The 18,933-nt window shown below is 70.2% G+C and carries 18 protein-coding genes; 9 read left to right on the top strand and 9 right to left on the bottom strand.

Features of this window, described 5'->3' with window-relative positions:
• Positions 1 to 5 precede the first annotated feature (5 nt).
• A complete protein-coding gene (locus ACH4RC_RS37045) occupies positions 6 to 296 on the bottom strand; it encodes a DUF3253 domain-containing protein (protein WP_398208665.1) in 291 nt (96 codons plus the stop codon).
• Between the two features lie 101 nt (positions 297 to 397).
• On the opposite strand from ACH4RC_RS37045, the gene ACH4RC_RS37040 reads away from it, so the two are divergent.
• Positions 398 to 1,456, top strand: coding sequence for a VWA domain-containing protein (locus ACH4RC_RS37040; protein WP_398208663.1), 1,059 nt, complete (start codon positions 398 to 400; stop codon positions 1,454 to 1,456).
• A gap of 38 nt (positions 1,457 to 1,494) precedes the next feature.
• A complete protein-coding gene (locus ACH4RC_RS37035; protein WP_398208661.1) occupies positions 1,495 to 2,409 on the top strand; it encodes an SMI1/KNR4 family protein in 915 nt (304 codons plus the stop codon).
• Here ACH4RC_RS37035 and ACH4RC_RS37030 read toward each other — a convergent pair.
• The 3 genes from ACH4RC_RS37030 to ACH4RC_RS37020 are packed head-to-tail and all read right to left on the bottom strand — an operon-like array spanning position 2,399 to position 5,342.
• Positions 2,399 to 3,487: a class I mannose-6-phosphate isomerase gene (locus ACH4RC_RS37030; RefSeq protein WP_398208660.1), complete on the bottom strand. Its 1,089-nt coding sequence runs from the start codon at positions 3,485 to 3,487 to the stop codon at positions 2,399 to 2,401. The two genes, ACH4RC_RS37035 and ACH4RC_RS37030, sit on opposite strands and share 11 nt — an antisense overlap.
• Entirely contained in the window at positions 3,484 to 4,323 is an 840-nt protein-coding gene (locus ACH4RC_RS37025; RefSeq protein ID WP_398208658.1) for an SDR family oxidoreductase, read from the bottom strand. Before ACH4RC_RS37025 ends, ACH4RC_RS37030 begins: the two co-directional genes overlap by 4 nt.
• Before the next feature lie 47 nt (positions 4,324 to 4,370).
• On the bottom strand, positions 4,371 to 5,342 hold the full coding sequence (locus tag ACH4RC_RS37020; RefSeq protein WP_398208714.1) for a TIGR03557 family F420-dependent LLM class oxidoreductase: 972 nt from the start codon (positions 5,340 to 5,342) through the stop codon (positions 4,371 to 4,373).
• Positions 5,343 to 5,608: 266 nt separating this feature from the next.
• Here ACH4RC_RS37020 and ACH4RC_RS37015 point away from each other — a divergent pair, with 266 nt between their 5' ends.
• Positions 5,609 to 6,688, top strand: coding sequence for a hypothetical protein (locus tag ACH4RC_RS37015; protein WP_398208654.1), 1,080 nt, complete (start codon positions 5,609 to 5,611; stop codon positions 6,686 to 6,688).
• A 120-nt stretch (positions 6,689 to 6,808) separates the two neighbouring features.
• On the opposite strand, the gene ACH4RC_RS37010 is transcribed toward ACH4RC_RS37015, so the two are convergent.
• Complete coding sequence (locus ACH4RC_RS37010; protein WP_398208652.1) at positions 6,809 to 7,306, bottom strand: N-acetyltransferase; 498 nt, start codon at positions 7,304 to 7,306, stop codon at positions 6,809 to 6,811.
• A 112-nt stretch (positions 7,307 to 7,418) separates the two neighbouring features.
• Positions 7,419 to 7,736 carry a hypothetical protein gene (locus ACH4RC_RS37005; RefSeq protein WP_398208650.1) on the bottom strand — a complete coding sequence of 106 codons (318 nt, stop codon included), beginning with the start codon at positions 7,734 to 7,736 and terminating at the stop codon, positions 7,419 to 7,421.
• Positions 7,737 to 7,806: 70 nt separating this feature from the next.
• On the opposite strand from ACH4RC_RS37005, the gene ACH4RC_RS37000 reads away from it, so the two are divergent.
• Positions 7,807 to 8,715 (top strand): LysR family transcriptional regulator, encoded by a 909-nt coding sequence (locus ACH4RC_RS37000; RefSeq protein ID WP_398208648.1) that lies wholly within the window; start codon positions 7,807 to 7,809, stop codon positions 8,713 to 8,715.
• Positions 8,716 to 8,819: 104 nt separating this feature from the next.
• Here ACH4RC_RS37000 and ACH4RC_RS36995 read toward each other — a convergent pair whose 3' ends face one another.
• Entirely contained in the window at positions 8,820 to 9,860 is a 1,041-nt protein-coding gene (locus ACH4RC_RS36995) for a LacI family DNA-binding transcriptional regulator (RefSeq protein WP_398208646.1), read from the bottom strand.
• A 188-nt stretch (positions 9,861 to 10,048) separates the two neighbouring features.
• On the opposite strand from ACH4RC_RS36995, the gene ACH4RC_RS36990 reads away from it, so the two are divergent.
• Entirely contained in the window at positions 10,049 to 11,068 is a 1,020-nt protein-coding gene (locus tag ACH4RC_RS36990) for a glycosyl hydrolase (protein ID WP_398208644.1), read from the top strand.
• 68 nt (positions 11,069 to 11,136) lie between these two features.
• Here the strand turns inward: ACH4RC_RS36990 and ACH4RC_RS36985 are convergent, their stop codons facing one another.
• Both ACH4RC_RS36985 and ACH4RC_RS36980 read right to left on the bottom strand, forming a co-directional pair.
• Positions 11,137 to 12,174, bottom strand: a complete 1,038-nt coding sequence (locus ACH4RC_RS36985) for a LacI family DNA-binding transcriptional regulator (protein ID WP_398208642.1) — start codon at positions 12,172 to 12,174, stop codon at positions 11,137 to 11,139.
• Positions 12,171 to 14,591, bottom strand: coding sequence for a glycoside hydrolase family 2 protein (locus tag ACH4RC_RS36980; protein ID WP_398208640.1), 2,421 nt, complete (start codon positions 14,589 to 14,591; stop codon positions 12,171 to 12,173). Before ACH4RC_RS36980 ends, ACH4RC_RS36985 begins: the two co-directional genes overlap by 4 nt.
• 273 nt (positions 14,592 to 14,864) lie before the next feature.
• Between ACH4RC_RS36980 and ACH4RC_RS36975 the strand changes: the two genes are divergently transcribed.
• The 4 genes from ACH4RC_RS36975 to ACH4RC_RS36960 all read left to right on the top strand — a co-directional run bounded on the left by ACH4RC_RS36975 (position 14,865) and on the right by ACH4RC_RS36960 (position 18,918).
• Positions 14,865 to 16,181: an ABC transporter substrate-binding protein gene (locus tag ACH4RC_RS36975; protein WP_398208638.1), complete on the top strand. Its 1,317-nt coding sequence runs from the start codon at positions 14,865 to 14,867 to the stop codon at positions 16,179 to 16,181.
• Positions 16,182 to 16,284: 103 nt separating this feature from the next.
• Positions 16,285 to 17,253, top strand: a complete 969-nt coding sequence (locus ACH4RC_RS36970; RefSeq protein WP_398208636.1) for a carbohydrate ABC transporter permease — start codon at positions 16,285 to 16,287, stop codon at positions 17,251 to 17,253.
• Positions 17,250 to 18,116: a carbohydrate ABC transporter permease gene (locus ACH4RC_RS36965; protein WP_398208634.1), complete on the top strand. Its 867-nt coding sequence runs from the start codon at positions 17,250 to 17,252 to the stop codon at positions 18,114 to 18,116. The genes ACH4RC_RS36970 and ACH4RC_RS36965 overlap by 4 nt, the downstream gene beginning before the upstream one ends.
• Before the next feature lie 154 nt (positions 18,117 to 18,270).
• The gene (locus ACH4RC_RS36960; protein ID WP_398208633.1) at positions 18,271 to 18,918 is read left to right on the top strand and encodes an ester cyclase; all 648 of its coding nucleotides are present in this window, start codon (positions 18,271 to 18,273) and stop codon (positions 18,916 to 18,918) included.
• Positions 18,919 to 18,933 lie beyond the last annotated feature (15 nt).

The raw sequence follows: 18,933 nt of genomic DNA, 5'->3' as shown, positions 1-18,933 counted from the left end.
CGCGCTCAGCGTGGCCGACGGATCCGGATCGGCCCCCGGACCCCGTTCGTCGAGACGGGTTCGCCGCCCTGGGTGATCTCGACCTCGCCGGCCTCGGCGAGGCGCCCGGCGGCGCGGCGCGCGGGCTCCATCAGGTCGCGCCAGCCCTCGTCCTCGCCCGTGTACACCTCGCGTGCGGCATCGGACGGGCAGATGGAGGAGGTCGGGGCGCGACGGTCGAGGAGGTCGAGGATGGCCCGCTCCAGGCGCCGCCGGGTCCGTGTGCTCCCGGCCTCTCCGCTGCCGTCGTCGCTCATGGTTCCAGTGTCACACCGGCATCCGCTCCGGGCCTCGTTGTCAGTGCCTCCCCCTAGAGTGAAAACAACAGTCGGGGAGCACCTGAGGGGGAGGCGGAATCATGTCCGCACGCAGAATTCAGCACAAGGTGAACCACGTCGCACTGGTCGTGGACTGTTCGGGTTCCATGCGTCCGCACCAGCATCAACTGGTGCGGGTGGTGGACGAGTTCGTGGCCGGGCTGAAGGCCGAATCGGACAGCCTCGGGCACGAGACCCGGATCAGCCTCTATTCCTTCGACCACCGCGTCGAGAACCTGGTCTGGGACATGGATGTGAAGCACCTTCCGTCCATGCGCGGGCTTTACCAGGTGGTCGGCGGTGCCACGGCGCTCATCGAGGCCTCGGTGAAGTCCCTGGACGACCTGGAACACATCTGGGAGGAATACGGCGAGCACAGTTTCCTCCAGATCGTGGTGACGGACGGCGAGGAGAACGCGTCGGGGGGCGACCGGCGCCACGACGGCGACATGAGCATCCTCGGCCCGTGGCTCGACCGCATCACGGCGAAGATGGGCACGCTGCCCGGCCACTGGACCTCCGCGATCCTCGTGCCGAACTCCCTGGCCAAGCGCACCGCGCAGAACTACGGCTTCCCGGCGGGCAACATCGCGATCTGGGACGCGGACTCCAAGGAGGGCGTCGAGGAGGCCATCGGCACGGTGCGCGCGGCGGCCACCAGCTTCCTGCGGGGGCGGGAGCAGGGCGTGCGCGGAACGAAGAACCTGTTCGCGGTCGGCCAGGACATATCCGTCGACGACGTGCGCGCCAGTCTCGACCCCATTGCCGCCGACAGATACCGGCTCCTCAAGGTCGACAAGGAAATGGACATCCGCTCCTTCGTCAACTCGCATCCGGGCGTGACCTATGAGCGCGGCGCCTGCTATTACCAACTCGGCGCCCGCGTCCAGGTCCAGCCGGACAAGGAAGTCGTCGTCGTCGAGAAGGACACGGACCGCGCTTATACGGGAGACGCGGCACGCAGCCTTCTGTTCGGCACGGGTGTACGGGGAACCGTCTCGGTGAAGGCGGGGAACAATCCGAAGCTGGAGGTCTATGTGCAGAGCCGCTCGGTGAACCGGAAACTCAAGCCGAATACGCGCCTGCTCATCATGGTCTGACCGCGAACGGCCCGAAAGCTCAGAGAGGAACGCCGACCGTGAATGTCGAGATCCCCCAGCTCCTGCGGGACACCTGCGCCCAGTACGGCGAGGGCGTCCCCTACGCCCTCAGGGTCACGGCCGAGCGGCTGGCCGAATCCCCGGACCTGGGACACCCGTCGGAGATACCCGGCATCCTCACCGTGATCGTCGACGGCGACCAGTTCGAGGACTGCCCCACCCTGGCCGTCGGCTACATCAGCGAGCCGGACCGCGTGCAGATCCGCTATGTGAGTCCGGTGACCGCCGAGGAATCCGCGGAGAGCACGCCGGACGGCGGGGACACAGCTGACCGGGGTGTCGGGCAGGAGCGCCCCGACCCCGCCGCCGAGGCGGTCACCGTACGGCAGGTCGCCGACGCCTGGGGGCGCGTCACCGGCTGGCTCAAGCGCCACGCCCCCGACTCCTACGCGGCGCTCCGCGCCGGTGCCACACCCGCGGAGATCGCCGCTCTGGAGGCCGAGTTCGGCATCCCGGTCCCCGTCGAGCTCCGCGTCCTGTGGCTGCTGACCGGAGGTGAGGACGGCTGTGACGGTCGGGGGTGTCTGCTGGGCAACTGGGCTCTGCTGCCCCTGGACGCGGTCTCCAGGGAGTACCGCACGAGAAGGAACCTGGTGGCCCTGGGATGGGAGCGGACATGGATACCCGTCGCCGCCTGCGGTGCGTCCGACGCGGCGTCCGGCCTGTATCTGGACGCCGCGACCGGCTGTCTGGGCCGCTGGTCCCGCTACAACGAGCCGCCTGACGAGGAGCTGGACACCCTCGTCACCTACTTGGAGGAGGTCGCCGACACGCTCGAGGCACCGGCTCTGGCCACGAAGGGCCGGCCCGGCCTGATCGGCGGGGCGTTGGTGTGGCGCGACCGCGTCGAAGCGGGGCAGGAGGAGCAGTGGCGGCCCCTGGTCAGCGACTGACCCGCGGTGGATGCGCGTCTGCGCCGAGGGCGGCGATCAGCTGTGGCGCGTACCCGGCCTCGCGCAGCGGGCGGGTGTCGCGGTCGAGGTCGGGCAGGTAGCCGAAGAGGACGTCGGCAGGGCCGGTGATCTCGACGTCGCCGCAGACGGCGGGCACGAGCAGCGTCTCCGCCCGGCCGAGCCGTCCGTTCCAGTCGCCGGTGCGGACCTGTACCGGCGCACCCACATTGGTGAGGATCTGCGCGGTGGCGAAGGAGTGGCGCAGGGGTTCGGCGGTGCCGGCCCGCCAGCGTTCGAGGGCGAAGTAGGGGCCGACGCACAGGAAGACCCGTTCGACGGCGTCGCCGACCGCGATGCTCAGGCCGGGGGTGAAGTCGGGCCGCGTGTCCAGGTCGACCTGGCGCATCAGCATGTCGAGGTGGGAGGTGAAGTCGGTGTCGCACACGGGTGAGCCGTCCGCCATGTCCCAGCGCATGGCGTGCTGCTGGATGTCGGAGGTCTGCTCGATCTCGTGGACGAGGGTCCGCGGGCCGAAGCTGTGCAGGGTGCCGCCGGGTACGTACAGGGTCTCCCCCGCGCGGACCGGCAGCCGGCGCAGCACCGCGTCAAAGTCCTGTGCCTCGAGGGCGGCACGCAACCGCGCTGCGGTCACACCTTCCTTGACGCCGCACAGGGCGGTCGCGCCGGGCGCGGCGTCGAGGATGTGCCATGCCTCGGTCTTGCCGTTGGGCTCGCCCTCCAAGCGCTGGGCCGCCTCGTCGTCGGCGTGCAGATGGACAGGCAGGGTGCCGGAGGCGTCGATGAACTTCGTGAGCACCGGGAAGCGGGTGCCGCTCCAGCCGGGGCCCATGAGTTCTTCCGGGTGAGTGGTGACGATCCGGCGCAGGGACTGTCCGGCCAGCGGGCCTTCGGTCACCACTCCCTGGGCGCCGTCCACGTCGCTGCATTCCCATGTCTCGGCGATGCTCCAGTCCGGGATGCCGGTCTTGCCGAGGTGGCGGGCGATGGCGTGCCCGCCGAACACGAGCGGCCGGGCCGTGACGGTAAGCCGCAGCGGGGAGAGCGGGGAGCCGCTCACAGGATGGGCTGACCGCCGGTGACCGCGATCCGGGCGCCGGAGACGTAACTGGCCTCGTCGGAGGCGAGCATGACGTAGACCGCGGCCAGTTCGGCGGGCTGGCCCGGGCGGCCGAGCGGCACCTGCTGACCGAAGCCCTCCACCTGGTCCGGCGGCATGGTCGCGGGGATGAGCGGCGTCCAGATGGGTCCGGGCGCGACGCTGTTGACGCGGATGCCCTGCGGGCCGAGCAGCTGCGACAGGGAGCCGGCCATGTTGGCGATGCCCGCTTTGGTGACGTTGTAGGGAAGCAACTGCGGTGGCGGGGTGTCGCTGTTGACCGAGGTGGTGCCGATGATCACCGAGCCCGGCCGCATGTGCGGCACGGCCGCCTTGGTCAGGTGGAAGAACGCGCTGATGTTGATGGCGAGGGTGCGGTCCCACTCCTCGTCGGGGATGTCGGTGACGGAGTCCCGGGTCATCTGGAACGCGGCGTTGCTGACCAGGACGTCGACGCGGCCGAACTCCTCGACCGCCGTGGCCACGATCGACCGGCAGTGCGCCGGGTCCGCCACGTCACCGGGTACGAGTACGCAGCTGCGGCCCGCTTCCTCCACCCAGCGCCGCGTCTCCTCGGCGTCCTCGTGCTCGTCGAGGTAGGAGATCAGGAGGTCGGCACCCTCACGCGCGTAGGCGATCGCCACCGCCCGGCCGATGCCGCTGTCCCCGCCCGTGATGACGGCCGCCTTGCCGGTCAGCCGGCCCGAACCGCGGTAGCTCTCCTCCCCGTGGTCGGGCCGCGGATCCATGGCGGAGGTGCGGCCGGGCGGGTCCTGCTGCTGCCGGGAGGGTGACATGACGCCTTCCGCGATTCGGTCGGTGACGGCCTGGGGTCGGTGGTGGCCTACGAGGACGGGGTGAGGGCGCGCAGGCGCTGGTCCAGTTCCCGCTGGTAGAAGTCGATGAAGCCGTCGGGGTCGGGCCCGGCGTTCTGCATCACGAGCCGGTCGAACCCGGCGTCCACGAAGGGCTGCGCGACCTCGACGTAGCGGTTCGGGTCCGAGCCGCACGCGAACTTGGCGAGGATGTCCTCCTTGCGGACGGTGGACGTCGCCGCCTCGAAGTTGGCCGGATTGGGCAGCTCGCTCATGACCTTCCAGCCGGTGACCGCCCAACGCGAGGTGGAGAGCGCGGCCTGCGCGCCCGCGTCCTCGTCGGGGGCCCACGCCATGGGGACCTCGACGTAGCGCGGCCCGTCGCCGCCCGCGGCGTGATAGGCCTCGACGATCTCGCTCTTGTCCTCGGTCGCGAACAGCCCGTCGCCCAGCTCGGCGGCGATCCGGGCCGCGAGCGGCCCGGCTGCCGCCACCGCGATGACCGGGGCCTCCTGCGGCAGGTCGAAGACGCGCGCGTCGTCGAGGTGCAGGAACTTTCCGTGGTACGAGCGGTAGCCGCCGCTCCAGAGCAGCCGGATGATCTCCAGGGCCTCGCGCAGCAGGGCGTGCCGCTCCGGCACCGAGTTCGGGAAACCGTGGCCGGTGACGTGTTCGTTGAGCCGTTCGCCGGAGCCGACGCCGAGGGTGAAGCGGCCGTCCGAGAGCAGCGCGAGCGTCGCGGCCGCCTGGGCGATGATCGCCGGGTGGTAGCGGACGGTCGGGCAGGTCACGCCGGTGGCGAGGCCGATCCGCTCGGTCTTCGCCGCGATCGACCCGAAGACGGTCCAGGCGAAGGGCGAGTGCCCCTGCACGTCCAGCCAGGGGTGGTAGTGGTCGCTCATCTCCACGAAGTCGAAGCCCGCCTGCTCGGCGAGGACGGCCTGACGAACCAGTTCGTCCGGGCCGAACGCCTCCGCGGCCAGCTTGTAGCCGATCTGCACCATGTCCTCTTTCCCGCCGAAGCCCATGCTCCGTGCCGGACCCCGACCGGCCGGAAGCGTTGCATACGCTGACAAATAGGTCCGGAGCCTTACGCTGCCACGCCGACGGCGGGCCCGCATGTCACGGGGCGTCCGGCCGTGCGTCCGACCGGGTCCGCCGCACCGCACCGCCCTGCGTCCCGTCCGTCCCGTCCGCCCGGGGCACCCCGGGCACCCCGGGCGTCATACGTTTCACCCCTCACCCTGCGGCAAGGCGGCAAGAGAACATGATCTTCGCGAGCGCCGCGGCGGCACACGGCACGCCGTTCGGCGGCGGACAGGAGGGCCAGGTGCGGGAGAACCGCGACAACGCCGGTACGAGGGCGGAGGCGGGCCGCGTCCGCAGGCGCGCGCTGATCACCGCGGGGGCCGCGGGCGCCGCCGCCCTGGCCACCGGCTGCGGCACGTCCGACGCCCGGGACACCGGCGCGGGATCGGCGCCGGGAAGCTCGTCCACGCCCGCAGCGCCCGGCTCGCCCTCCACCTCGCCGCAGGCCACGCGCCGCCGGCCCGAACTGCCGCGCGGCGGGCGCGAGATCTTCCCCGAGCACCGCCTCGTCGGCTACTGCGGGCTGCCCGGCGCCGCCGCCCTCGGCCGCCTCGGCACCGGCGACCTCGACGACCGCGTCGCGGAGATCGAACGGCGGGCCCGCGCCTACGCGGACGGCCGCACGGTGCTGCCGGTCCTCGAACTCCTGGCGGTCGTCGCCAACTCGGACGCCGGGCCCGACGGCCTGTACCGCAGCCGCACACCCGACGCCACGATCCGCACCTTCCACGAGGCCGCCCGCGACCACAAGGCGCTGCTCCTGCTGAACATCCAGCCCGGCCGCGCCTCCCCGCTCGACGAGGTGAAGGCCCTGCGCGAGTGGCTGGCCGAGCCGGATGTCGGGATCGCTCTCGACCCGGAGTGGGAGATGGGCCCGGGGCAGGTGCCGGGCGACACCTACGGTCACACCAGCGGCGCCGAACTCACCCGCACAGCCGCTTACCTGGCCTCCCTCGTCGAGGAGCACGACCTCCCGGAGAAGGTGTTCGTCTACCACCAGGTCGCCGAGTCGGTCGTCCAGGAGGAGCGGCGCCTGAAGGTTCCCGACGGGGTGGCCGTGGTCAAGAGCGCTGACGGGATCGGCTCGCCACACCTCAAGCGCGAGACCTGGCACCGGCTGGCCGACACGCTCCCGCCGCGCCTGCACACCGGCTTCAAGCTGTTCTTCGAGGAGGACGCCGAGGGCGGCGGCCGCCTCATGACACCGGACGAGGTACTGGCCCTGACCCCGCGTCCGGGCTACGTCATGTACGAGTGAGACCAGACCGAGCGCGCGGGCCAGGAGGCGACGGCGCGACGCGCCGACCACGTACGTGGTGACGGCGGCGAAGACGCTCCGCGGGGCGCGTGAGGTTCCCGAGGAGGGCCAAGCCCTGGCTCAGTCCACGGGCGGCAGCGCCAGCCACTCCTGCCAGCTGAGGTCGCGGCCTACGTAACGCGGCTGCCGCATGGGCCAGTCGGCGGCGATCCACTTCGGTACCAGCGCGTCGAGCGCCTGCTCCTGCGCGCTGCCGACGAGGTCGTCCACCACCCACCAGGAGATCTCCGCGTCGGCGCCGATGCGCTCGGGCGGGTCGATGTAGACGCAGCCGAGGAGCGTCGTCTCGCCCTCGTCCAACAGGGCGTAGTTGAAGGACTGGTGAGCCGCTATCTCCTTCTCGTGGCGCAGCAGGTCGACGCGGTCCTCGTCGTACGTCATCGTCTCCGCGGGCCAGCCCCAGGCGGGGCCGAAGATCTCCCACAGACGCTCCCGCGAGCCCATGACGGCGGGGTAGTCGATCGGGGTGTCGGCCTCCCGGATCGGCCGCAGGTGCAGCGCGGTGGTGGGCACGGGGACGTGGACGGGGTGGACGAAACCGTCGGGCAGCCAGCTCATGAGGGGCGAGAGTACAGCCGAACGCTCCACGTGCCGACAGGTTTTGCCGTCGGTCGCCTCCAGGGCGGCTGCCTCCCGCGAAAGCGGCGGCCTCCCGCGGGGGCGGCTCACCTCACGCCAGTACCTCATGGTTGGCCCAGGCGACCTTGTACGGGCGCCGTGCCTGCCAGTGTGCGATGACGTCGTGCAGGGCGGGCACGGTGAACGCCTTGGCAAGGGTGTCCATGTCGGCCACGGCGAGCTGCACGACCACGGTCGCGATCATCGCCGGGATGGCCTCCTCCCCCGGAACGGGCAGGTGGCGGCGGGCCGCGAAGGACTGGACGAGGCCGCTGTCGGCCATGACGCGTTCGATGTCCGCAAGGTACTGGTCGAGCTCGGTGTCGGGCGGGGTCCCGTCGAAGGAGACGATCATCGTGTGCTGGATCATGTGTTCATTCTTGGCGTCACCGGACCCGGCCGTCCAAGACCGTTCGGACATCCGGCGATAACCTGAGGGCATGGATGAGCGCATGGATGAGCGCATGGATGAGCGCACGGAGGAGCGCACGGATGAGCTGGAGACCCGCGAGCTCCGCTACGTCATCGCGGTGGCCGAGGAACTGCACTTCGGCAGGGCCGCCGAGCGGCTCTCGATCGCCCAGCCCGCGCTGTCGAAGGCGATCCGCCGCGTCGAGGCGCGGCTCGGTGTCCCGCTCTTCGTCCGCTCCAGCCGGCGCGTCGAGCTGACCCCGGCCGGTGAGGCGCTCCTCGAACACGGACGGCACGCGCTGAACGCGGTCGGCGCCGCCGTCCGCAGGGCCCGCAGCGCCGGTGACGGCCGGGCCCCGCTGCGGCTCGTGCTCAAGCCCGGCGGCGACGCGGGGCTGCTGTCCGGGCTGCTCGCCGCCTACGCGCAGGAGCCGGATGCCCGGCGCGTCGACATCCTGTTCAGCGGCCCGGCCGACCGGAGCGACTTCCTGCGCGACGGGCGGGCCGACGTGGGCCTGCTCTACACGCCGTTCGACGACCTCGACGGGCTCGACCACGAGCCACTGCACACCGAGGACCGGGTCGCCGTCGTCCCGGCCGGTCACCGGATCGCCGGGCACGCGTCCGTGCGCACGGACGACCTGGAGGGCGAGACGCTGCCGCGCTGGCGGGGCGTGCCGGGCGTACCCGGAGGCGGCGGGACGGGGCCCGAGGTCGCCGACGTGGTCCAGCTCCTGCACATGATCACGACGCACCGGATGATCGCGGTGCTGCCCCGTTCCCTGGTCGCACCGGTCCCGCCCGGCCTGGTCGCCGTACCGGTGACCGACGCACCGGCCAGCACACTCGTCCTCGCCTGGAACGAGCGGGACCGCCGGCCCGTGGTCGCCTCGTTCGTCGCCGCCGCACAGGGACTGGGCGAGAGGAGCCCGGCGTGATCAGCGACACACTCGTAGAGGTGTCCGCGCAGGATTGAGAGTCAAGATCGGGGACACACCACAACAGGATGTGCTGCGGGGGCGGTCGTTTTCACTGGGGAGTGTCAGACCGCCCCCGCACCACTCTCTCCGGGCGCGGCCGTCGAGCCGCGCGGGGTGAGCGTCGGCCTCGGCACCGGATGCGCCGGAACCCGTTCGCCTTTCAGGATGTCGTGCAGTGTGCGGGCGACGTCGGCGCCGAAGGCATGGATGTCATGGCTCATCGCGGAGAGCGCCGGGTGGGTGAGGCGGCACAGCTGCGAGTCGTCCCAGGCGAGCAGGGAGAGGTCGGCGGGGACGCGGAGGCCCATCTCGACGGCGACGGAGAGCCCGGCGACCGCCATCAGGTCGTTGTCGTAGATGATCGCTGTGGGGCGGCGCGCGGCGGTGAGCAGCGAGCGGGTGGCCCTGGCGCCTGACGCGCCGGAGAAGTCCGTGTCCACCTGCGGTCCGGCGACGAGCCCGAGCCGGCCCATGGCCCTGGTGAACGCGGCGCGGCGGATCACGCTGTGCCCCAGCTCCGGCGCGCCGCCCACCCGGGCGATGGCGCGGTGCCCCAGCGCCGCGAGGTAGTGCACCGCTTCGGCGACCGCCGTGGCGTCGTCGGTCCAGCGCGAGGCGAACGGCCGCGTCAGGGACGGATGGCCGACCGCGACGGCCGGGATCCCGAGCCGGGCGAGGACCGGCCCGCGCGGATCGTGTTCGCGGAAGTCGACCAGGACGGTGCCCGCGATCTGCCGGGTCCGCCACCAGTGGCTCTGCAGGGCGATCTCCTCGTCCACGGTCCGCACCAGCCGCAGGAGCACCGCGCCGCAGTGGTCCGAGACGACGCTCTCCAGGCCGGAGAGGAACTCCATGTAGAAGGGTTCGAGGCCGAGTTGGCGCGCGGGCCGCCGGACGGCGAGGCCGATGGTGCCCGCGCCCTGCCGGTTGCGCGCCCCCGCCGAACGGTTCGACTGCCAGCCCAGTGCGTCGACGGCGGCGAGGATGCGGGCCCGGGTCGGCCCCGACACGCCCGGTCTGCCGTTGACGGCCAGGGACACCGCGGCGCGGGAGACCCCGGCGCGGGCCGCGACGTCGTGGATGGTCACCCGTTGCTCGTCCATGAGGCGCTCACCATAGACCGGTTGAGTCGGCAACTCCCCAGCTCCACAGCAGAGCGTCTGGGGAAAGCCCTTCCATTACTTGCATTTTACTTAACTTGCTCAACTGCTAGACAACGATGTCGGCGGTGTGCAAAGTGTCCCGCCAGCACGGTCTCCATCCACTCCCCCTTGGAAGGGAACCCGTCCCCATGAGCACAGCCCTGCACAGAAAACCGCTGACACGAGCGCGCGGCCTGACGCTGCTCACCGCTCTTGTCGTCTCCGCTCTCCTGGCCCTGACGCTGATACCCGACGCGGAGGCCTTCCCCAGCCGCTCCCGGCAGCAGGTGATCGACTACCTGAAGTCCATCAGCGGCTCGAACATCGTCTCCGGTCAGCACAACAAGGAGCCGGCCGGCAGCCCCGGCCAGTACACCCAGCAGGTCAAGGACGTCACCGGCCAGTACCCGGGCCTGTGGGGCGGCGACCTGATGTTCAACGCCGCGGACGTGGCGAACAGGCAGCGCGTGATCGACCAGGCGAAGACCGAGTGGAACAACGGCTCGCTGGTGACGCTGACCTGGCACGTCTGCCCGCCCACCCAGGGCAGCTCCTGTGCGTTCGAGGGCGGCGTCAAGTCGAGCATCAGCGACACGCAGTTCAACCAGGTCGTCACCGACGGCACGTCGCTGAACACCGCGTGGAAGCGCCGCCTCGACGAGGCGGTGCCCTACCTCAACCAGCTGAAGAGCGCCGGGGTGCCCGTCCTCTTCCGCCCGCTGCACGAGATGAACGAGACGTGGAACTGGTGGGGCCACCGCCCCGGCGCCAACGGCAGCGCGAAGCTCTACAAGATCACGCATGACTACCTCGTCGGGAAGGGCCTGTCCAACCTGATCTGGGTGTGGAACGTCCAGGACAACCCTGCGGGCGGCTGGGCCGGCTACTACCCGGGCTCCAGCTACGTGGACGTCGTGTCCCTGGACGTCTGGTACAAGAGCTACCCCAGCTCGTCCGACTACACGCAGATGCAGTCCATCGCGGCGGGCAAGCCGATCGCGCTCGCCGAGACGGGCAAGATACCCACCGCCTCGCTCCTCGACAGCCAGACCCGCTGGGCCTACTTCATGATGTGGTCGGAGCAGTTGCGAGGGCAGAACAGCAACACCGAGATCCAGAACGGCTACTTCCACCCGCGCGTCCTCAACCAGGGTGAGGTCAAGCTGTAACACCAGCCGCACACGACTGCGGCCCGCCCCCTCGGGGACGGGCCACAGCCATGTGTGAGGTCGGCCGGTCAGTCGCGCCGTGCGCGCGGCGCCGCCGTCGAGGCACGTGGTGTCAGCGACGGCATCGGCACCGGGTGGGACGTGACGGTCTTCCCCTCGATGAGGTCGAACAGCACACGTGTGACATCGGCGCCGAAGCCGTGCACGTCATGGCTCATCGCCGACAGCGTCGGGTGGGTGAGCCGGCACAACTGCGAGTCGTCCCAGGCGAGCAGGGACAGCTCGGCCGGCACGGAGACGCCCATCTCCGCGGCCACACCGAGACCGGCCACCGCCATGATGTCGTTGTCGTAGACGATGGCGGTGGGCCGCTCCGCGCGCAGCAGCAGCGAGCGGGTGGCCCGCGCGCCTTCCTCCCCGGCGAAACCGGACGCCATCTGGAGCGTGCCGTCGAGACCCAGGGACTCCAGGGTGCTGCGGAACGCCTCCTCGCGTATGGCGCTGTGGCCGAGCGCCTCGGGGCCGCCGACGCGGCCGATCCTGCGGTGGCCGAGGGCGGCCAGGTAGCGCACGGCCTCGGCCATCGCGGTGGCGTCGTCGGTCCACACCGACGGGATGCCGCCGGTCAGGTCGGGGTGGCCGACGGCGACCGCCGGCATGCCGAGCTCCCTGAGCGGTCCGATCCGCGGATCGTCCTGGTCGAAGTCGACGAGGACGGATCCGCCGACCTGCCGCTCGCGCCACCACGTCTGCTGCAGCTCGATCTCCTCCTCCCTGCTGCTGACCAGGCGGAGCAGCAGGGAGCACGAGCGCTCGGCGAGAACGCTCTCGATCCCGGAGATGAACTCCATGTAGAACGGTTCGAGCCCGAGGAGCCGGGCCGGCCGGCAGAGCGCCAGGCCGACCGTGTCCGTGTGCTGCCTGGACAGGCTGCGCGCCGACGAGTTCGGCGCCCAGCCCATGTCCCGGGCCACCGCGAAGATCCGCTCCCGGGTCGCCTCGGAGAGCCCCGGTTTGTGGTTGAACGCGATCGAGACGGCGCCCTTGGAGACTCCGGCGGCGGCCGCGACGTCCTTGATGGTGACGCGCTGCGTGGGAGCGCTCACGCGGGTTCCACGCAGAACAGGGCGGCCCGCACGGTGTTGGCGCCCGCGCCCCGTGTGCCGTGCACGCGGATGCGGGTGGTCTCCCCGGGCAGCAGGGTGACCAGGCCGCGCTCGGCCCGGGCGTGCGGGTCGATGCGGTCGGCCTGGAGGAGCAGGTCGCGTACGAGAGTCTGGGCAGTCACCACGACCTCGACTGTATCCCGCTCCTGGCCGACGGTCTCGACGGCGATGTCGAAGCGGGGCTCCGGGTAGTCGAAGTCCTTGTCGCGGGCCTCGAAGTGGAGCGCGCGCAGCCCGTCGGCGTCGGCGACGAGGTACTCCTTGGTGGAGCCCGTGGCCGGGGTCACCTCCGGCGGCACGGGCAGCCGTACGGTCTCGCGCGGTCCGGCGCTCAGCCCGAGGGTGGTGCGGGCGGCGAGGCTGCCGTCGGCGCGCATCAGGCGCAGCGTCACGTCGCAGCTCCACGGTGTGGGGCCCTGGTTGGAGAGGACGAGTTCGGGCCCCTCGGCTCCCTCGGCGCCGGGCTGCACGGTGAGCAGCCGGTCGGCGTAGAGGCGGCGCAGCTCGTGGTAGAGCGGCTTGAGGCGGCCGTCGCCGTCGATCGCGGCCCAGGAGCTGACCGGCCAGCAGTCGTTGATCTGCCAGACGACGGTGCCGGCGCAGCGGGGCCAGTTGGCGCGCCAGTGCTCGATGCCGGTGGCGACGGCGCGGGCCTGGACCACCTGGGTGAGGTAGTGCCAGCGGTCGAAGTCGCTCTCGGGCAGCGCGAAGTGGCGGGCGACGCCGCGGTTCAGCTTGCCGTTGCCGTCCTCCGCCTTCTGGTGGTGCAGCATGCCGGGCGAGTCGGGGGCCAGCTCCTCGCCGGGCAGGGCGCGGCGCAGGGTGGCCATGGCCGGGGGCGCCTGCCAGCCGAACTCGGAGACGAAGCGCGGCACGTCGGCGCGGTACTCGGTGAAGTCCTGCCGGTTCCACACCTCCCACGAGTGGTAGGTGCCGTGGTCGGCGTCGTTGGGGTGGTGGTCCCAGGACCCGGACCAGGGGCTGCCCGCCATGTAGGGGCGGGTGGGGTCGAGTTCGGCGACCACACGGGGAAGGAGGCCGAGGTAGTAGCCCTCGCCCCACGAGTCGCCCGCGAGCTGTTCCTCCCACTCCCAGTCGCGAAAACCCCACAGGTTCTCGTTGTTGCCGTTCCACGCCACGAGGCTGGCGTGCGGCATGAGCCGTACGACGTTGTCGCGGGCCTCGGCCTCGACCTCGCCGCGCAGCGGCTGCTCCTCGGGGTAGGCGGCGCAGGCGAAGAGGAAGTCCTGCCAGACCATGAGGCCGAGTTCGTCGCAGACGTCGTAGAAGGCTTCGTCCTCGTAGATGCCGCCGCCCCAGACGCGGACCAGGTCGACGTTGGCGGCGGCGGTCTGTTCGAGGCGGGTGCGGTAGCGCTCCGGGGTGATGCGGGAGGGCAGTACGTCGTCGGGGATCCAGTTGACGCCGCGTACGAAGACACGTGTGCCGTTGACGACGAAGGTGAAGCCGGTGCCCTGCTCGTCGGCTTCGCGGTCGATCTCGATGGTGCGGAAGCCGACGCGCCGCTGCCAGGTGTCGAGCTGCTCGTCGTCGGCGGTGAGCGTCAACTCGACTTCGTACAGCGGCTGTTCGCCGTAGCCGCGCGGCCACCACAGCGCCACGTCGGGGACGTCGAGGACGAGGGCGAGCGTGTCGCCGTCGGTCTCGGCGGTGGTCGTGACCCCGGCGACCGTGGCGTGCGCGGCGAGGTGGCGTCCGGCGCCGCCGGCGGTGCGCTCCAGGTCGACGCGGAGTTCTACGCGGCCGTCGGCTCCGTCGACGGTGACCAGGGGGCGGACCTGGGCGATGCGCGCGGTCGACCAGCGTTCGAGCCGCACCGGGCGCCACATGCCGGCGGTGACGACGGTCGGGCCCCAGTCCCAGCCGAAGCTGCAGGCCATCTTGCGGATGTACTGGAACGGCTCGGGATAGGCGTTGGGCCGGTCCCCCGTCAGCGCCTTGACGGCGTTCGCCTCGTCGTAAGCGGAGTCGAAGGTGACGCTCAGCGCACCGGAGCGGCCCGTGACGTCGAAGCGGTAGGCGCGGTGCATGTTGCGGGTGCGCCCCAACTCCTGGCCGTCGATGGCGATATGGGCCACGGTGTCCAGGCCGTCGAAGACGAGGTCCGTGCGCTCGAAGCCGGCGCCCGCCGTCTCCCCGGCCGGCAGGTCGCGGGTGTAGGTCCACGCGCGGCGGCCCACCCAGGCGATGTACTGCTCGTTCCGCCCGATGAACGGGTCCGGAATCAGGTCGGCGGCGAGCAGGTCGGCGTGGACGCAGCCGGGGACCTGAGCGGCGATGCGCGTCCCTTCGTGCTCGAGACTCCATCCCTCGCTGAGCTGGGCGGTGGCCTTCATAGGGCGACTCCAATCGGACGGACGCGGGCCCGGGTTCGTATGAGACGTCCGCCAACCTAACCCCTGGTTCATTAACCGGTCTAGTCCTCGTTCAGTGGCGAGGGCTTCGCGCATCGGCCCTGGTGAAGCGCTTGCGCGCACCAGGCTGCAGCAGAGCACGGTAACGATTGGGTATCGCGGCGGAAATCGAGCCTTTACCGGTTCATAGATGGCTGACATAGTCGCCGTCAGCCCGCTGGGCCTGAGCCGTGACCCTTGGAAGGAGTTGGGCACATGAGGACGAAGCCGCTGAGCGCGATGGCGCTGGCCGCCGCACTGCTGACCGTCGCGGGGTGCGGCGGCGGAGGGAGCTCCTCGGGGGAGGCGGCCGACTCTCCCTCCGATCCCGCCAAGGTGTCGGGCACGATCACGGTGCTGACCAACCGCACCGATCTCGTGCAGGACGGCACGATGAAGAAGTACGCCGCCGCGTTCAACAGGACGTACCCCAAGGTCGACGTCAAGTTCCAGGGCATCACCGACTACGAGGGGGAGGTGAAGATCCGGATGAACACCGAGAACTACGGTGACGTCCTGCTGATCCCCGGCGCGATCGCCAAGGGCGACTACCCGAAGTTCTTCGCCCCGCTCGGCGACACCAAGGACATGGCCAAGACCTACCGCTTCACCGGCAAGACGGACGTCAAGGGGAAGACGTACGGCATAGCCAACTTCGGGACCGCCAACGGCTTCGTCTACAACAAGGCCGTCTGGAAGAAGGCCGGTGTCGAGGAGTGGCCGACCACCCCGAAGGAGTTCCTGGCCGACCTGAAGCAGGTCAAGGAGAAGACCGGCGCCACCTACTACACCAACTTCAAGGACGGCTGGCCGCTGAGCGGCGCCTGGACCAACAACGTCGGCTCGGTCAGCTGTGACGGCAAGGCGTGGGACGCGCTGGCCTCCGCCGACAAGCCGTGGCAGTCGGGCAGCGAGCTGAACACCGTCGACACGCTTCTCCACGACATCGTGCACGACAAGCTGGCGGAGAAGGACCCGACGACCACCAACTGGGAGGACTCCAAGACCCAGTTGGCCAAGGGCAGGATCAGCAGCATGATGCTCGGCTCCTGGGCCGTCAACCAGATGCGCGGCGCCGCCTCCGACGCCGGAGCCGACCCGGACGACATCGGCTTCATGCCGTTCCCCGCGCAGAAGGACGGCAAGTACTGCGCCACGCTGGTCTCCGACTACCAGCTGGCCGTGAACACGCACTCGGCCCACAAGCCGGCCGCCCGCGCCTGGATCGACTGGTTCACCGAGAAGTCCGGCTTCGCCGCCAAGGAGGGTGGCGTCTCGGCTCTCACCTCCCTGAGCTTCCCCGACGTCCTGAAGCCCTTCCAGGACAACGATGTCAAGCTCATCGAGCGCTCCGAGGCCAGGACGGAGCAGGTCAACGCGATCGACGACGCCGCCGAGATCGGTCTCGCCAAGCCGGACTACCGGCAGAAGCTGATCGACATCGCCCGCGGCGCCCAGAAGGGGTCCCTGGAGGACTACTTCGCCGACCTGGACAAGCGCTGGGCCGAAGCGGAGTCGGTCGCGGGGAGTTGAGAGACCCGCGCACGCGCACGGGGCCCGCGTCCTGCGTCCGGGCCGGGCCCCCGTCCGCCAGTTGCCCGTCCTGCTCGTCGCGGACCACGAAAGGCCGTCCCGCATGACCGACACCACATCGAAAGCGCCACCGGCACCGCGGCGGCGCGCCGCCCCCGCCCGGGGACGCTCCCGCCGCAGCGCCCCGCCCGCACGGTCCTGGCGCGACCATCCGATCCGCAGGATCACCCCGTGGCTCTTCCTGATCGCGCCGCTCGCGCTGCTCGTCACGTTCACCTACGTGCCCGTGGGCAACATGATCTACTACAGCTTCACCGACTGGGACGGCGTCAGCCCCGACCGGAACTTCACGGGCTTCGAGAACTACACGCAGCTGTTCACGCGCCCCGAGCTGTTCCGCGTCTTCTTCGTCAGCTTCTACTATCTGGCCGCCTCCGCCGTGCAGATCGTGATCGCGCTGTACTTCGCGACGATCCTCAGCTTCGACCTGCGCTTCCGTAACTTCTTCAAGGGGATCCTCTTCTTCCCCTACCTGATCAACGGCGTCGCCATCGGCTTCGTCTTCCTCTACTTCTTCCAGGACGGCGGCACCCTCGACTCGGTCCTCTCCTGGTTCGGTGCCGGCAGCGACCACGCCTGGCTCGGCGACCCGGAGTCGGCCAACACCTCGCTCGCCGGGGTCTCCGTGTGGCGGTTCACCGGGCTGAACTTCGTGCTCTTCCTCGGCGCGATCCAGTCGATCCCCGGTGAGCTGTACGAGGCCGCGCAGCTCGACGGCGCGACGCGCTGGCAGCAGTTCCGGCACATCATCGCGCCCGGCATCCGGCCCGTGCTGAGCCTCAGCGTCATCCTGGCGATCTCCGGCTCCCTCGCCGTCTTCGAGATCCCGTACATCATGACCGGCGGCGCGACCGGCACCTCGACCTTCGTCATCCAGACGGTCAAGCTCGCCTTCCAGTTCAACAAGACGGGCCTGGCCTCGGCCTGCGCCGTCGTGCTGCTCCTGATCATCCTGGTCGTCACCTGGATCCAGCGGCGGCTCGTGCCCGACGACAAGGTGGACCTCGTATGACCACGCTCACCACGGACGAACGGCCCACCGCGCGCGGCGGCCGGTTCCGCTTCGGCACGGCGCTGAGCTACCTCTCGCTCGTCGTCGCCTCCCTCGTCGTCCTCGTCCCCCTGGTCGTCATCTTCCTGACCTCCCTCAAGACGTCCCGGGAAGTGGCCGACGGCGGTGCGCTGAGCCTGCCGGACGACTGGTTCAACCTGTCCAACTACGCCACCGCGTTCACCGACGGGCACATGCTCACGGCGTTCGGGAACACGGCGTTCATCCTGCTGTTCTCCATCACCGGAACCGTCCTCATCGGCTCCATGACGGCGTACGCCATCGACCGCTTCGAGTTCCGGTTCAAGAAGACGGTGATGGCCCTGTTCCTCATCGCGACCCTGGTGCCCGGCGTGACGACGCAGGTCGCGACCTTCCAGGTGGTCAACAGCTTCGGCCTGGTGGACACGCGGTGGGCGCCGATCCTGCTGTACATGGGCACGGACATCGTGTCGATCTACATCTTCCTGCAGTTCATCCGGTCCATTCCGGTCTCGCTCGACGAGGCGGCCCGGCTCGACGGCGCGAACACCTTCACCATCTACCGGAAGATCATCCTGCCGCTGCTCAAACCGGCGATCGCCACGGTCGTCATCGTCAAGGGCATCACGACGTACAACGACTTCTACATCCCGTTCCTCTACATGCCCTCCGAGGACAAGGGGACGATCTCGACGGCCTTGTTCCGTTTCAAGGGGCCGTTCGGGGCGCACTGGGAGGCGATCTCCGCCGGGGCGATTCTCGTCATCCTCCCGACGCTGCTCGTCTTCCTCTTCCTGCAGCGCTACATCTACAACGGGTTCGCGCAGGGGGCCACCAAGTAGGGGAAGCGGGGGCGCGGAAACGGAAGATGACACGTGGAGTTTCCGCGAACGGGTTGTGTTGAACGTGTGAGCGAATCAGGATGGGGGCGCCTCGTGCACCTCTTGCCCGCCCGCACCCTTCCCTTTCCCTCTCTTTCCCGAAGGGGTTTTCGTCATGCCCGAAGCACTGCCCCCGCTGTGGCTCCAGGGCCGCTCCGCGGTGATCGACGCCGCGGACGCCGCCGACTGGCGCGAGGGCGTACCGGACTATCACCTCTCGCACACGGTGATGCCCGCCCAGCGCACCACCGAGCACGCGCCCGGCTCGCTCGAGGCGATCGTCGAGGGGCTCGTCCAGGTCTTCGAGATGGAGGTCTCGCACAAGCACGACCCGGCGAAGTGGGTCTCCATGGTCGCCGACCGGTTCCGTACGCGGATCAACGGCGGGCCGTGGGCCGACTCCGCCGAGATCGCCGACCGCGGCAGCTACAACGTCCTCATCGGCGACAGCGTCTTCTACGGCGCCGAGGACTTCCGCTCCTCGCACCACGTCTTCCACGAGGCATTCCCCGGCGGCTTCTACTGGGAGGTCACGGAGGTGCTGTCCGCGCCGCCGTCCATCGCGTTCAAGTGGCGCCACTGGGGCGCCTTCGAGGGCCCGTACAAGGGGTTCGAGCCGGACGGGAAACAGGTCGAGATGTACGGGATGAGCGTGGCCCGCGTCGACGACGACCTGCGCCTGTTGGAGGTCGAGCACTACTACGACCCGAACGCGTTCCTCGGCAAGCTGACCCGGGGCTGCCCGGTGACCGGGCAGCCCTGACCCCGCCGCCTCTCT

Source organism: Streptomyces sp. NPDC016845, assembly GCF_044332585.1.
GTDB lineage: Bacteria > Actinomycetota > Actinomycetes > Streptomycetales > Streptomycetaceae > Streptomyces.
The sequence above is the reverse complement of the archived record's forward strand: the minus strand, read 5'-3'. Positions and strand labels throughout refer to the sequence as shown.